12 protein-coding genes are annotated in these 15,617 nt (G+C 40.8%); 11 read left to right on the top strand and 1 reads right to left on the bottom strand.

What is annotated here, in order from left to right:
• The first annotated feature begins 16 nt into the window (after positions 1-16).
• From LV92_RS11525 to LV92_RS11485, 9 genes are all read left to right on the top strand, one after another.
• Entirely contained in the window at positions 17-1,444 is a 1,428-nt protein-coding gene (locus tag LV92_RS11525) for an aldehyde dehydrogenase family protein (RefSeq protein WP_111623799.1), read from the top strand.
• A 62-nt stretch (positions 1,445-1,506) separates the two neighbouring features.
• Positions 1,507-2,619 carry a 2-aminoethylphosphonate aminotransferase gene (locus LV92_RS11520; protein ID WP_111623798.1) on the top strand — a complete coding sequence of 371 codons (1,113 nt, stop codon included), beginning with the start codon at positions 1,507-1,509 and terminating at the stop codon, positions 2,617-2,619.
• Positions 2,620-2,695: 76 nt separating this feature from the next.
• On the top strand, positions 2,696-3,958 hold the full coding sequence (locus tag LV92_RS11515) for an MFS transporter (RefSeq protein WP_111623797.1): 1,263 nt from the start codon (positions 2,696-2,698) through the stop codon (positions 3,956-3,958).
• 112 nt (positions 3,959-4,070) lie between these two features.
• Positions 4,071-5,291, top strand: coding sequence for an NAD(P)/FAD-dependent oxidoreductase (locus LV92_RS11510; protein WP_111623796.1), 1,221 nt, complete (start codon positions 4,071-4,073; stop codon positions 5,289-5,291).
• 19 nt (positions 5,292-5,310) lie between these two features.
• On the top strand, positions 5,311-6,315 hold the full coding sequence (locus LV92_RS11505; RefSeq protein ID WP_111623795.1) for a metallophosphoesterase family protein: 1,005 nt from the start codon (positions 5,311-5,313) through the stop codon (positions 6,313-6,315).
• A 250-nt stretch (positions 6,316-6,565) separates the two neighbouring features.
• Positions 6,566-7,123, top strand: a complete 558-nt coding sequence (locus tag LV92_RS11500; RefSeq protein WP_111623794.1) for a helix-turn-helix domain-containing protein — start codon at positions 6,566-6,568, stop codon at positions 7,121-7,123.
• Between the two features lie 400 nt (positions 7,124-7,523).
• Positions 7,524-8,330 (top strand): pyrroline-5-carboxylate reductase, encoded by an 807-nt coding sequence (gene proC / locus LV92_RS11495; RefSeq protein ID WP_111623793.1) that lies wholly within the window; start codon positions 7,524-7,526, stop codon positions 8,328-8,330.
• Between the two features lie 3 nt (positions 8,331-8,333).
• Positions 8,334-9,104 carry a glutamate 5-kinase gene (proB, locus tag LV92_RS11490; protein WP_031442237.1) on the top strand — a complete coding sequence of 257 codons (771 nt, stop codon included), beginning with the start codon at positions 8,334-8,336 and terminating at the stop codon, positions 9,102-9,104.
• A gap of 25 nt (positions 9,105-9,129) precedes the next feature.
• The gene (locus LV92_RS11485; RefSeq protein ID WP_111623792.1) at positions 9,130-10,332 is read left to right on the top strand and encodes a glutamate-5-semialdehyde dehydrogenase; all 1,203 of its coding nucleotides are present in this window, start codon (positions 9,130-9,132) and stop codon (positions 10,330-10,332) included.
• A gap of 129 nt (positions 10,333-10,461) precedes the next feature.
• On the opposite strand, the gene LV92_RS11480 is transcribed toward LV92_RS11485, so the two are convergent.
• Positions 10,462-12,729: a GH92 family glycosyl hydrolase gene (locus LV92_RS11480; protein ID WP_111623791.1), complete on the bottom strand. Its 2,268-nt coding sequence runs from the start codon at positions 12,727-12,729 to the stop codon at positions 10,462-10,464.
• A gap of 520 nt (positions 12,730-13,249) precedes the next feature.
• Here LV92_RS11480 and LV92_RS11475 point away from each other — a divergent pair.
• Both LV92_RS11475 and LV92_RS11470 read left to right on the top strand, forming a co-directional pair.
• Positions 13,250-13,834 carry a precorrin-2 dehydrogenase/sirohydrochlorin ferrochelatase family protein gene (locus LV92_RS11475; protein WP_111624122.1) on the top strand — a complete coding sequence of 195 codons (585 nt, stop codon included), beginning with the start codon at positions 13,250-13,252 and terminating at the stop codon, positions 13,832-13,834.
• 295 nt (positions 13,835-14,129) lie between these two features.
• Positions 14,130-15,608, top strand: coding sequence for a xylulokinase (locus tag LV92_RS11470; RefSeq protein ID WP_111623790.1), 1,479 nt, complete (start codon positions 14,130-14,132; stop codon positions 15,606-15,608).
• Positions 15,609-15,617 lie beyond the last annotated feature (9 nt).

Raw genomic sequence — 15,617 nt, 5'->3', positions numbered from 1 at the left:
CATTTAAAACAATACTATGATCGAGTTTGGAAGTATAATTAATGGAAAGCAGGTTACAAGTGGGGAATGGATAGATATTTATAATCCATACACCAAAAAGCAGGTGGGCAGGGTAGCTTCCTTGGATACAAAAACCTTGGACAAGGTTTTAACGGATACCAAAAATACCAAGATGACCCTTACGCGCTATGAGCGCTATGATATACTTAACAAAATTGCCAATGCCCTTGAAGAGCGGGTGGATGAGGTTAGTAAAATGATTACCGATGAGACCGGACTTTGTTTAAAGGATACCCGCTATGAAGCCAGTAGGGTTTCCGATGTGTTGCGATTTTCCGCTATGAAGGCATTGGACGATGACTCCCAGGTGTTTCCCTGTGATGTTTCCAAAAATGGAAAACCCAGAAGGATTTACACTACTCGTGTTCCCTTGGGACTCATTAGTTGTATAACACCTTTTAACCATCCTATGAACCAAGTGGTGCACAAAATAGCCCCAGCAATTGCCACCAACAATACGGTGGTCTTGAAGCCATCTGAGAAAACTCCCTTATCCGCCTATTATTTTGCACAATTGGCTTTGGACTGTGGTCTGCCGCCCAATATGTTGAATGTAATTAATGGTGCAGATGTGCAGGCAACGGCAGAAATGATGACCATACATCCAGAAATAACCATGGTTTCCTTTACCGGAGGCAGCAAGGTGGGTAAAATAATTGCTTCCAAAGCAGGCTATAAAAAATTGGTTCTGGAGCTAGGAGGTAGTTCCGCGTTATTGGTTCTAGAAGATGCCGATATAGATGAGGCCGTAGAGGTAACTATGTCCGGAACCTTTAAAAATTCCGCCCAGCGTTGTACCGCTATTAGAAGGATTTTGGTCCATGAGAGTATTGCGGATACCTATGCTGCCAAATTGGCTACACGGGTAAAAGCCTTGAAATATGGGGATCCTTATGATGCCGAAAACGATATGGGTACTGTTATTACCGAAGAATCCGCCAAGGAGATGGAATCTCGTGTTCAAGATGCCATAGACAATGGCGCGGTGCTATTGGCCGGACATAAAAGGGATGGTGCGTTATATGCCCCAACGGTTTTGGATCATGTTCAAAATGCGCATGAGGTGGTGGCCAAGGAGACCTTTGGACCTGTGGCTCCAATAATCCGTTTTAAAACGTTGGATGAAGCCATAGATATTGCCAATGACACGCCTTATGGTTTATCCGGGGGAGTAGTAAGTAATCACTGGCCATCCATTCAAAGGGTTATTACCGAATTGGACACTGGTACCGTAAATGTAAACGAAGCACCAAGTTACCGATTGGAATGGACACCCTTTGGAGGAGTTAAGGATTCAGGCTTGGGGTACAAGGAAGGGGTCATAGAGACCATGAAAGGATATACCTATGTCAAGACCTATTCCCTGCCATGGGATATAGCCTAAGTAGGTATTTATAATTTTTAAACCAATTTAAGTAATTCAAAAATCTTAATCGAAAATACAAAATGCAAATAAAAAGAAATGTGTTGCTCAATCCTGGTCCGGCAACTACCACTGATTCCGTAAAATTGGCCCAGGTCGTTACCGATATTTGTCCTAGGGAAAAGGAGTTCGGAGACCTTATGGAGTACTGTGCCACTGAGATTACCAAATTTGTAGGAGACCCTAAGGACTATGCCACTGTTTTGTTCGGTGGTTCCGGGACGGCTACTGTAGAGGCTATATTAAGTTCCGTAGTCCCTGACAATGGCCGTATTCTTATAATAGATAATGGAGCCTATGGTAAGCGTATGTGTCAGATCACCAAAATATATAAGTTGGATACCGTGGTTTTTGAATCTTCTTCCATAGAACCTATTGATTTAAAGGCTCTGGAAGAAGTAATCAAACGTGAAAAGGGATTAACGCACTTGGCCATGATACATCATGAAACCACTACAGGACTTTTGAATGATATTACAGCGGTTGGGAAATTATGTGCGAACTATGATATTAGTTTTATAGTAGACTCCATGAGTGGTTTTGCTGCTATTCCAGTGGACATGAAGGCTATGAATATTGATTATTTGGCAGCTAGTTCCAATAAGAATATTCAGGGAATGGCAGGAATTGGTTTTGCCATATGTAATAAAAAAGCTTTGTTGGAAACAGAATCCATTCCCATGCGGAACCTGTATTTAAACTTATATGCACAGTATGCCTATTTTGAAAAAACACATCAAACTAGGTTTACCCCTCCAGTACAAACCTTCTATGCCTTAAAGCAGGCCATTATCGAGACCAAAGAAGAAACCATTGCCAAGCGTTATGACAGATATGCCAAGTCATGGGAAACATTATTAAGCGGTATTGAGGAAATGGGATTGGAATATTTAATAGATAAGGAACATCACTCTAAGATTATAACCTCAATTATTGAGCCAAAGAATGATAAATATGATTTTGATGAAATGCACGATTTTTTCTTCGAAAGAGGGTTTACTATATACCCAGGTAAGGTAAATAACTATGATACGTTCAGGATTTCCAATATAGGACAGATAGATTATACCGATATTCAGAATTTTCTACAAGTATTAAAGGAATACCTTTTAAAAATTGGGTTCATAAGCGCTTAATTTTTTTCGAAAATAAATTACCTATCGCTGATGTCCAAGCTTGTTTATATTACCTAATTTAGAGTAAAGTCCCACCATGAGTTTAACCGTAGATCAGAAGTATTGGAGGAAAAGAATATTTATTCTCACTTGGCTTGCCTATGCAGGCTTTTATTTTGGCAGGAAGAACTTATCGGTTACATGGAGTTCTATGGAGCAGGATTTGGGGCTGGACAACTCGGACTACGCTTCCATCATTTTTGTATATAGTTTGATATATACCATTGGCCAATTTGTTAATGGGTACCTGTCCGATACTTTTGGACCCAGGAAGGTGGTTACAGTTGGTTTGTTTTTGGCCGCAATTGGAAACTTATTTCTTGGAATGACATTTTCTGCAGGGGTAATTGTTTTTTTGATAGCAGTTAATGGCTATGGGCAATCTACCGGTTGGAGTGGGTTGATAAAGAATATGACCCCTTGGTTCAGACGGACCGAGCGCGGTATAGTGATGTCCTGGTGGTCTACCTGTTATGTTACAGGAGGCTTCCTGGCGACTATCTTTGCTACCTATGCAGCTTTTGATATGGAGTTCCTTTCGGAGCTGGGTTGGAAAAGAGGTTTTATTTTCCCCTCTCTTATTCTTTTTGTTATAGCCATCCTCTACCTCTTATTTACTAGGAACGATCCCCAAGATGTTGGGCTTCCCAAAATCGTTGAAAATAAGTACGAATTTGAAGGTGGGGCCAAGGCCGAAAAGCTTAAAATATTGGGTCTATTATTAAGGAATAGTTCGCTTTGGATTTATTCCAGCTGCTATATGATCTTAAAAATGACTAGATATGCCTTTCTTTTTTGGTTGCCCGTTTATTTGGAAAAAGCCTTAAACTATGGGGTCAGCGATGCAGGTTATATGTCATCTGTATATGAATTGATCGGCTTTTTTGGGGTTATTTTGGCAGGATATAGTTCGGACAAGCTCTTTAAGTCCAATAGGTTTAGTACGGTGTCCCTGATGATGATAGGACTGGGGCTTGCCTGCCTGGCCCATCCCTTTATGGTTCCCTACGGGAAAATTGCGACTATAATCAGTATCGCCCTTATAGGGATAGCCACTTACGGGCCGGATTCCCTTATCTGTACTGCCGGCTCCATGGATGTTGGAGGTACTAAGGGTGCAGCAATGGCTGCTGGCATTATTAATGGAATGGGATCCGTGGGACAGATGTTCTCCGGTTTTATTGTGGTGGCCATCAATGAGTATTACGGCTGGGACAATCTATTTTACTTTTTCGTAATCATGTCGTTCATTGGTGGAGGATTGGCAGCCATAAAGTGGAATCTTAAAAGTTCGGATTAAATCAAACGAGCGTTATATAATCTGTTATTTTCAATTTTATTTTATTCCAATTACAATGGAGAATAAAAATAATTTGGCTACAAATAATACGCAATAAAAGAAATACAATTCAGTGAAAAAGACCGATTTAGTAATAATTGGGGGCGGAGTATTTGGTTGTGCCATAGCCTATTACTACAGTAAGAATAATCCAGGGAAACAAGTAATTCTGGTTGAACGCAACGAACTTAATAACGCGGCTACCAGTAGAGCCGCTGCCCTAATGACCATGGTCCGCTCCAAGCGATCCTATATTCCGCTTACTATTGAAACTTTTAGGGTAGCCAAGGAAATGGAGGAGGAGCTAGGAGAAAGCTTGGATTTTAAGGTGGTAGGCATGATGCATGTAGCGGCCACTGATGCCAAGGTGAAAGATCTTGAGGAACTAATGGGCATCGCCAAGGAGTACGCTCAGGAAGCATATTACATTAGCAAGGAAGAGGCCAAGAAAAAAGCACCTTGGCTAAAGTTGGACGAAGCATTGAAAATAGGATTTGTTCCCAATGAGGCCTATTGTGATCCTTATATGTTGGGGACATTCTTTGCTAGATGTGCTAGAAAACATGGAGCAAAAATTCGTCAAGGAGTTGAAGTTTTGGGCTTGATACATGAGGGCAAAAACGTTAAAGGGATAAGGACCACAGAGGGGGAGATATATGCACAAACCGTTGTGGATGCGGCAGGTGTTTGGGCTCCCATACTTGCCAAGGAAATGGGAGTCGGACTTCCCATGGCTCCAGTTCGAAGTCAATATTGGATAACGGAGCGCGCCGATATTTTTCCCACAAATTCGCCCATGGTCCTTTTGCCGGACGCCCAGGCCTATGCACGCCCTGAAGGAGGAAGTTTGTTATTTGGGATACGCGAAAAGAAATCTCTGGTAGCTTCGCCACAAGATGTGCCCAAGGATATTGCGGATTTTGTTTTTAGTGCCGATGAAGGTATGGACGATCTATTTGAAAATGGCGAGCGACTTGCGCGTTTTTTTCCAGCATTTTATGATATGGGGATTAAGTATTATGTAGCAGGATTTTCAGGTTACACCCCAGACTCCCAATTGGTATTGGGAGGGGTTCCAGGAACTGAGGGTTTTCTAGTGGCTTCAGGATGTTGCGGGGCCGGGATTTCGGTTGCAGGGGGAGTAGGCTTGGGAATTGCAGAAATGGCTTCTGGGAGGTCCAATCCTATGGATTTTTCAGAGTTTGAAATTTCGCGGTTTGGAAATATAAATCCCTTTAGCGAAGAATGGCTTAACAAATGTGCTTCAGCCAGATCTAACAAAGTAAGTGGTTAAACAATTAAGAAAGAATATCATGCAAAATAAAGCAAAAGGGCGTCGCAAGTTTATGGCCAAAATGGGATTGGGAACTTTGGCCCTGGGACTTGGAAATGCTGGGGCTTACGCATTCGCACCTAAAAATAAGATCACCAAAAATAATTCGATCAATATTGGTTTTATAACCGATATCCACCATGGCTATTGTTCAGATGCTTTGGATCGCTTGGATGTTTTTATCAAAGAGGCTTCCTCCCGCAAATTGGATTTTATTGTTCAAGGGGGCGATTTTTGCTATGCAACGGAAGAAGCACAGGAATGTATGGACCTTTGGAACACCTACAAGGGAGAAAAATATCATGTGTTGGGAAACCATGATATGGACAAGGTGACCAAAAAAGAAGCTATGGATTTTTTCGGAATGGAAAAGAACTATTATTCTTTCGATAAAGGTGACTTTCATTTTGTGGTAATGGACGGGAACTATATTATGAAAAATGGGAAATATGAAGATTACGGTAACGCCAATTTCTATATTGAACAGCAAAATAGAAGTTTGGTCAACCCTGAACAAATTGAATGGTTAAAACAGGATTTGGAAAAAACCGATAAACAGACCATTATTATTTCCCATCAGGCCTTCGACGAAATTTGGGATGGTTGGTCCTCTCCAAGTAGGTTTGCGGTTAGAAAAGTTATTGATGATGCCAATAACAGGACGGATTATCAAAAAGTAATTGCCTGTTTTTGTGGGCACCATCATGTAGATGACCACAGTTTTATTAACAACGTACATTATTTTCAGATGAACAGTGCCTCATATTTTTATGTAGGAGAGGGTTATGGCTCCGATGGTAGTAGGGCTATGTACGAGGATTCCATTTTTGCCTTTCTAAGCTTGGACCCCTCTGGTCAAATTTCAATCGAAGGGAAACAAAGTCAATTCGTGCAGCCCACTCCTATGGAAAAAGGCCACCCCGATGCTCCAAGGCTCTCGGCATCAATTAGTGATAGAAATGTGGAATTTAAACAGAGAGGATAGCACAAGACCAAGGCCTTTAAAAAAAAAGTACATATCATATTGATATTGGGTACTTTACATGTTTGGAGGTTGTTTTTATAAAAAATGGTGGAATCCAATAGAATTAAATTCAATCGACGTTCCATGTATTGAGTCCTCTTTAAATCATGCTGTAGTTTTTAGTATTTTTCAATTAAAATAAATGCCTATTTTTGCTGTTATAACGTCTTTGCAGCAAGCTCTTTGCAAGCACATGACCAATAGTAAATAAATGGATGACATTCTTATCAATATAGGGCGCCAATTGAAATTGGCCCGTCAAAAAAGAGACCTGACCCTACAACAAGTGGCAAAAAGGACCGGTGTTAGTGCCGGACTTATTTCTAAGATTGAAAATTTAAGAACCACTCCATCCCTACCAGTACTTTTAAAAATAATGCAGACCTTGAGTATAGATTTGTCCGAGTTGGACCTATCCTCAAATGTTACTGGAGATTATATAGTAATCAAAAACGGAACGGGCACCAAGGAAGACCGGGAAGATTCCGTCAACCTTGAATATACTCACCTCTTGTCCAGTCCTTCTTCGGATAGCAGTATCAGGGTGTATATCGTTAATGTTGCAGCTGGAGCTTATAGGAAGCCTATCTCTACCAATGCCAATGAATTGATATATGTGTTGGGAGGTAAGGTAAACTACTTACTCAAGAAAGATAAGGTACTTATTGAAAAAGGGGATCTTCTTTATTTTGATGGGTCTATACCCCATGGAGTGTCCAATGAGTTTAATGAGGAGGCCATCATGTTGAAAATTTACTTTTTACATTAAGGAAGGGTAAATCCATATCCCTTTTTATTATTACTTGCCGGTTCTTCTATGCAAGGATAGGACTGTTTCATACATCTAACCCATTACAGGGTCAATTTACTACAATTGATATTATTTGAAAGGGTGGATTGGCATGGTTCATTCTTGCCAATTCTTATGGGCAAACACCATTTTGTCAGGTTTTGCAATAATTTATTCTACGCTTGAAGGCCTTGAAGCAAAAATTTTCCAATCCAGATTAAAAATCGAATTGCAACAATAGTATAGGCTAAGGGCAATGTATAGGTTTTGTCTATGGTAAAATCATATCAACAGTTAAACTCTATATGGAATACTGGGGTATCGCATGGTTATTGTGCAAATGGGATTGTAAATTAAAGTATTAACTTAAAAACAATACATGAAAGTATTAGTAATTGGGGCGGGGAATATGGGATTGACCTACGCAGAATCCATGTCAAAATCAAAATTGTTAAAGAAAAGAAATCTTATGATTTTGGACAGTTCACAGGAAAAGACTTTGTCCTTAAAAAAGATTTTACATTTTGAAGTATATGAACATTTGGAGGATTGTGTTCCTAAGGCAGATTTAATCTTTATTGCCGTTAAACCTTTCCATAGCGAGGATTTATTTAAGAAGATGAAAACCCTTGTCAATGAGGGGCAAATTGTTATTTCAATAATGGCAGGGGTAACTATAAAATCGATGCAAGACCAATTGGGACTACAAAAAATTGTCCGTGCCATGCCAAACCTTCCGGCCCAAATAGGTAAGGGGGTAACTTCATATACGGCTTCTAAGGAAGTGTCAAGAATAGAATTATTGACCATAGAGAATTTATTGGATACAACAGGAAAATCAATTTTGGTAAGCTCCGAAAAGTTTATCGATGCCTCCACAGGTATTTCTGGTAGCGGCCCTGCCTATGTTTTCTATTTTATGCAAAGTATGATGGAGGCGGCTTTAAAAATGGGCTTTTCGGCCAATGACAGCAAGATGTTGGTTAGTCACACCTTCGAAGGTGCCGTAGACTTGTTTAATCAATCCGATCTTTCTCCCAATTCTTGGATGGAAAGAGTGGCATCCAAAGGAGGCACTACCAGGGCGGCATTGGATTCCATGGAAGACAATAATGTAAAGGAGCTTATTAAGGAGGCTGCCTACTCTGCTTTCAATCGCGCTGTTGAACTAGGACAAGATAAATAAGATATGTATAAACAGAGAGTAGTTATAAAAGTAGGTACCAATGTAATGACCAATAAGGACAACAGGATTGTAAAACCTGTCCTTGATCATTTAGTACAACAGATAGCAGAATTGTACGAACGCAATATCATGTCTGTTCTGGTCTCTTCGGGATCGGTTATAGCAGGCATGGAGGTGATGGGGGAGAGTCAGATTACGGACAAGGCCACAAGGCGACAAGTGTATTCGGCCATTGGGCAACCAAGGATGATGCGCCATTACTATAATATATTTCAAGATTATGGAATGAAGTGTGCCCAGGTATTGGCAACCAAAAGGGATTTTAACCCTGGAAGCCATCGCGATAATATGATTAATTGTTATGAAGGTCTATTGGCAGAAGGTGTGGTGCCAATTGCCAATGAGGATGATGCTGTTTCCTTGACCAATTCCATGTTCTCGGACAACGATGAGTTGGCAAGTCTAGTGGCGGAACTTACCAAAGCGGATAAATTGATTATTCTTACCGATACGGATGGTTTGTTTACGGGACATCCAGATGATAAGGATACCGAGGTAATTCAGAATGTGAGCGTAGACCAGAATGTGGAGAAATATATAAAGACCATAGATAAAGGTGAAGCAGAAGGCAGGGGAGGTATGGGCTCCAAGTTAAACATCGCCAAGCAGACCGCCTCCAAGAATATCCCGACCTATATTGCCAATGGTAAAAGAAAGCGGGTTATTCTGGATATCGTGGAAGGGAAGAGCGTGGGTACTAAGATTTCGGTATAACAGAAGCTAACGAAAAATAAAACGAATGAAATTATTAAATACAGATATTAAAAATAAAGTATTGCATTCCATGATGCAGATTTTGGATAGCAAAAGGAACGAAATAATAGCTGCCAATCAGAAAGATCTTGATCTTTTTGATAAGAAGGATAGGGCCATGTACGATAGGCTCATTGTGGATGATAAAAAGGTAGACGGAATGATTGCAGCTATCAGAGAGGTGCTGCAACAGCAAGATCCAGTGGGCAAAATAAAATCGGAACAGGCCCTGGAAAACGGATTGAAAATTGAAAATAAAACTGCGCCTTTTGGGACCATAATGATTATTTATGAATCCAGACCGGATGTTACCATAGAAGCGGCTGTTTTAGCCTTTAAAGCCAACAATAAAATTTTGTTGAAGGGTGGAAAGGAAGCCGTAAACAGTAATATTATCTTGGAGAAATGCTGGCACCTAGCGCTGGAGGAAAATGGTCTGGATACCCAATGGATCCAACTTCTTCATATGAATAGGGAGGAGACCCAGGCATTTTTGAGGAATCCTACCGAAAAGCTGGACTTGATCGTACCCCGGGGAGGGGAGCGTTTAATCGCTTTTGTAAAAGAACACGCCAAATGTGCGGTATTGGTCAGCGGAAGGGGCAATAATTTCCTTTTTGTAGACAAGGATGCGGATTGGGCAAAAAGTTTAGAGGTAATCCTAAATGCGAAGACCCAAAAGATTTCGGCCTGTAATGCCCTGGATAAAATCTTGGTCGATGTAAATATTGACGATTATTCCAACAAGATAAAGGAGCTCAATGCTATCTTAAACAACCAGGGAGTCTCAGTTGTAGTAGATAGTAAGGTGGCCGAGCTGCTGCCTGAAAATACCGTTGTGCAAGAAGACTCTATTTGGTATGAAGAATTCTTGTCCATGAAGTGTGTGGTTGGGGCTGTAGAGGATTTGGAAGCGGCTGTAAAAAAGATCAACAACTATTCAGGAGGGCATTCCGCAACTATTATGACCCAGAATAAGGAACTGGCCATGGAGTTCATGGATCAAGTGGATAGTGCCGCTGTATACCACAATGCCTCTACTAGATTTACCGATGGTGGACAAATGGGTGTTGGCGCGGAACTGGCAATCAGTACGGACAAACTGCACCATAGGGGTCCACTGGGACTGGAGCAGTTGGTAACCAATAAATATTACGTTTATGGGGACGGGCAAGTAAGAATGTCCTAAAAATTCCATAATCCCTTAAAGGGGACAAATATCGGTGCGGCGGTCCTAAAGTAATTTCTTGCTTTTATGGGCCGCCGCTTATTGATTTGGATAAGGTTAGGAGTTTGATTATGCCTTCATTAATAGTTCTTATTTTTCATTGGAAAGTGAAAAAGGAAAATCCTCGCTTTTAGTTCCCCTGGCCTTGTTGGGAGTGTCTGTCATTTCAAAATTCAAAACAGCCCCCTGCATCAATTCCTTATGACTCAACCAATTTTTGGAATAGGTCTTTCCGTTTAAGGTCAGTTCATTCACATATTTGTTGGTATCACTGTTCTTGGGGGCGTTAATGCTGATTTCCTTTCCATTTTGAAGCGTAAGCGTTGTTTTTTGGAACAATGGTGCTCCCAATACATATTGATCTGTCCCTGGGCAAACCGGATAGAATCCCATGGCAGAGAATACATACCATGCTGAGGTTTGTCCGTTGTCCTCATCCCCGCAATAGCCGTCTGGTGCGGGGGTGTACATCCTGTCCATGGTTTCCCTTACCCAATATTGTGTTTTCCATGGTTGACCGGCAAAATTGTATAAATAGGGCATGTGCTGTATTGGTTGGTTGCCATGGGCATATTGTCCCATATTGGCCACCTGCATTTCCCGTATCTCATGGATTATAAAGCCATAATAACTCTCGTCAAAAACTGGCGGCAATGAAAATACTTCATCCAACTTGGCAGCAAAGGCTTCGTTTCCACCCATTAAATTTGCTAAGCCTTGGATGTCGTGAAAAACGGACCAGGTGTAATGCCAGCTATTGCCTTCGGTAAAGGCATCGCCCCATTTAAAGGGGTTAAAGGGAGTCATAAATTCGCCGTTCTCATTCTTTCCGCGCATTAATTTGGTCTCTGGGTCGAACAAGTTTTTATAATTCAGACTTCGTTTTTTATATAGGTTGATTTCCTTTTTAGGTTTGTTCAAGGCTTTTGCCAACTGATAAATGGTGAAATCGTCATAGGCATACTCCAAGGTTCTGGCCGCATTTTCATTGATATCCACATCATAGGGGACATATCCAAGTTTGTTGTAATAATCGACTCCGGCACGTCCTACTGCCGTTAAGGGACCTGCGTTATTGGCACCATGGATCAAGGCTTCATATAATGTAGCAATGTCATAATTTTGATTGTTTCCATTTTTTAAATAGGCATCCGCTACAACGGAAGCGGAATTGTTGCCTACCATGACGTTTCTAAGACCGGGACTTCCCCATTCGGGTAACCAGCCACCTTCTTTATAGGCATTGGCAAGACCTTCTTGTATCTGGGAATTAAGTTCGGGGTACATAAGGTTTAGGAAAGGAAAAAGCGCCCTAAAAGTGTCCCAAAATCCCGTATCTGTAAACATATAGCCAGGAAGTACTTCACCATTATAAGGGCTGTAATGCACTACATTTCCGTTAGCGTCATATTCAAAGAACTTTCTTGGGAACAATAAGGATCTATAAAGACAGGAATAGAAGGTCCTAAATTGATCTACACTACCGCCTTCTACCTTAATTCTTCCTAGTTCCTTGTTCCAAGCTGTCCTACCATTTTGTTTTATGGCCTCAAAATCATCGGTACCAAGCTCCTTTAAATTCAATTCGGCTTGGTCATAGCTAATAAAAGAGGAGGCTACTTTGGCAATCACGACCTCGCCTCTCTTTGTTTTAAAGCTGACAATGGCACCGGCGTGGTCGGTTTCAATCTCCTGGCCTTCCAATAGTTGCTCTCCGCTAAAAGTCTTGGCAGATTCGAAATCCTTATCAAAGACCATCACAAAGTAATTTTTAAAATTATCAGGGACCCCACCACTGTTCTTGGTGGTATATCCAATAATTTTTCGCTCGCCTGGAATAATTTTTACATAGGAACCCTTGTCCAAAGCATCGAGCACTACATGTGAATTTTCATTTTCAGGAAAGGTGAACCTGAACATGGCAGCTCTTTCCGTGGGGGTAATTTCGGTGGTTATATCATGATCGGCCAAATATACACTGTAGTAATGAGGCTTTACAATTTCTGATTTATGCGAATACCAACTGGCCCTGTCGTCTTCCGTGAAGCGTAATTTTCCGGTAAGTGGCATAATGGCAAACTGGCCATAATCGTTCATCCATGGGGAAGGCTGATGGGTTTGTTTAAATCCCCTTAATTTATCGGCAGCGTAAGAATATGCCCATCCATCACCCATTTTTCCCGTTTGTGGGGTCCAAAAGTTCATTCCCCATGGCATAGCTATGGCCGGATAGGTATTTCCGTTAGACATGCTAGGCTTGGAATCTGTGCCTACCAAAGGATTAACGTAGTCTACTGGTTCTTGTCCGCTCAATATACAGGAACAAAGAAACAAAAGGGATAAAATTGGATTTTTCATAGGGTTGTAGTTGATCATAATCTAGGTAATGGAATCTACATGGAACTGGCCATGAATTTTAGTTGAGTTAAAGCAAAATCGTATTATCCGCTGCAATTATTTTATAGAATTCGAAAATAGCACTTTTGTCATTCCCATTGAAAAAAAATCCAAGGATATTCCCAACATTTAAAAAGTGACGAGAAACGGGGTGTAAAATGCTTTAAAATTATAATATGGACATGGATTTTGTACCTTATCTTTGAATAGATTGATTTTTTTTCCGAAAAATTTAACGGAAAGGGCAAGACCGATGACCTCTCGACTGCGCTCGAGGAGACATGTTGGAATTGATTAAACATTGTCCGGTGGAGCGCATCCAGATAGCTATCAAGAGAGATCTTAATGAAGGTTAATGGCTTGAAATACATTATTTTAGAAAGTCCCTTCTATCAGCGGAGGTATAGAATCCTTGTAAATAAATGGGGTAATCTACTAGATGATAATTATGTATGAACTTATAAATAACATGGAGGGAAATATGGAAAGGAATGAATTGTACCCTATTTTTTTAAAGGTATCACAGCTTAATATCCTCATTGTAGGGGGAGGCAACGTTGGTTTGGAAAAACTGACCTTTATGCTTAAATCCAGTCCCCATGCCCAAGTAGAAATGGTGGCGCCGGAATTCTTGGACGAAACATTGGAACTTGCCAAAAAGCATCAAGTAAAAATAACCAAGGACGTATATAAGAAAAGTTACTTGGAAGGTCGCCATATGGTTATTGCTACTACAGATAAGGTGGCTGTAAACGAACAGGTGTATCACGACTGCAGGGAAAAGCATATCCTCGTAAACGTAGCCGATAACCCACCTTTTTGTGATTTTTTCATGGGAGGTATCGTCACCAAGGGCAATGTAAAGGTAGCCATCTCTACCAATGGTAAATCGCCCACAACCGCAAAACGCCTGCGACAGTTTTTTGAGGATGTAATTCCAGAGAATATTGATGATCTGGTGAAAAATTTAAACGAATTCCGAAAAACCATAAAAGGTGATTTTGAAGAAAAAGTAGATACCTTGAACGAGTTTACCAAAGGCCTGGTGAGCAAGAAAAAGGAATAAATGAAACCATGGGTATTGGCTAAATAGCCTTGTCCATATTTTGAGGGCCACTAGTTATAAGAGTCTATTTCTACGAAAGCGTTTTCGAAAAGTTTCGTACCATCACGATTAATTTATAACTATCTAATTTATAATTACTTACGAAGATAAGGTATCAATATTTGGGGTCTGCCATTTTTGTATTTATTTATGCCTTGTGCCTTAATATGCTTGTCGTGATATAGATTTTAATATATTTGATTGGTTCTTCAAGAATTTTCATATTGGGAATTTATTCCATAAAATTTTAAGACATATGTATTATTTGGGATTGGATATTGGCAGCTCTTCAATTAAAGTGGCTTTGGTTGAGGTGGCTACTGGAAAAAGTGTTGGGGTGGTACAGGAACCGGAAACGGAAATGGAAATGCTGGCCTTGAAAAATGGTTGGGCAGAACAAGACCCCAAGGAATGGTGGAGGTATGTTTGTCAGGGAATAAAAAAAATTAAGCAGAAGTTTGCTGTTGACCAAGATCAAATCAAGGGGATTGGAATTGCTTATCAGATGCATGGGTTGGTATTGGTGGACAAGCAGGGAGAGCCAGTAAGGAAATCCATTATTTGGTGCGATAGTCGTGCAGTGGAAATAGGGCGGAAGGCTTATAGCGATATTGGGGAGGACATCTGTAAGGCCCATTTATTGAATTCCCCTGCAAACTTTACCGCTTCTAAATTAAAATGGGTCAAGGAAAACGAACCAAAACTTTATAAGACGGCAGACAAGCTAATGCTTCCTGGAGATTATATAGCTTTTCGTTTTTCCAATGTGATCAATACCACTATTTCCGGATTATCGGAAGGAATCCTCTGGGATTTCAAGGAAGACACGGAGGCAGATTTACTCATGGAGCATTATGGCATTCCCAAGTCCTTTATTCCAGATATTGTGGATACTTTTGGACTTCAATCCGCAGTGGATGCTAAGGGGGCCCAAGAAAGTGGTTTGGCCATTGGTACGCCTATACTCTACAGGGCGGGGGATCAACCCAATAATGCCTTGGCACTGAACGTCTTCAATCCCGGGGAAGTTGCTGCCACGGGAGGCACCTCTGGGGTGGTCTATGCGGTTACCGATAGTTTATCGGGAAAGGAAAGTACAAGGGTAAATAATTTTGCCCACGTCAATTACAGTAAACAGACTCCAAGAGTAGGTAAATTGTTGAATATCAATGGTGCAGGAATTCAGTACCGCTGGCTTTTAAATAATCTGGCTGTGGATTCTTACGAGGAAATGAATTCCCTGGCTTCGGAAATTCCAGTGGGTTCGGACGGTGTATGTCTTATTCCATTTGGAAACGGAGCAGAGCGTATGCTCAACAATAAGGATATTGGAACCAGACTGGTCAACATCAACCTTAATAATCACACCAAGGCACATGTTTGTAGGGCAGCTTTGGAAGGAATAGCCTTTTCCTTTGTATACGGTATGGAAATCTTAAAATCGGACGGAATATCCATTGAGGTAATGCGTGCCGGGAATGACAATCTGTTTAGGTCGGAAATTTTTTCCGATACTATATCTACCTTAGTGTCGCAGGACATTGAAATTTATAATACCACTGGGGCCATTGGTGCGGCCAGGGCAGCAGGAATCAATGAAGGAGGGTTTGAGAAATTTGGAACCTATATTACCAATAACGACCATGTAAAGACTTTTAAGCCTTTGAGCGATAAAAGTGCTTATAAATTGGCCTATGAAAATTGGAAAAAAGAATTGGAACTAATCATTAAATAATAAATAAGA

This window comes from Arenibacter echinorum, assembly GCF_003259375.1.
Taxonomy (GTDB): Bacteria; Bacteroidota; Bacteroidia; order Flavobacteriales; family Flavobacteriaceae; genus Arenibacter; species Arenibacter echinorum.
This window is presented reverse-complemented; position numbering and strand designations above follow the sequence as displayed.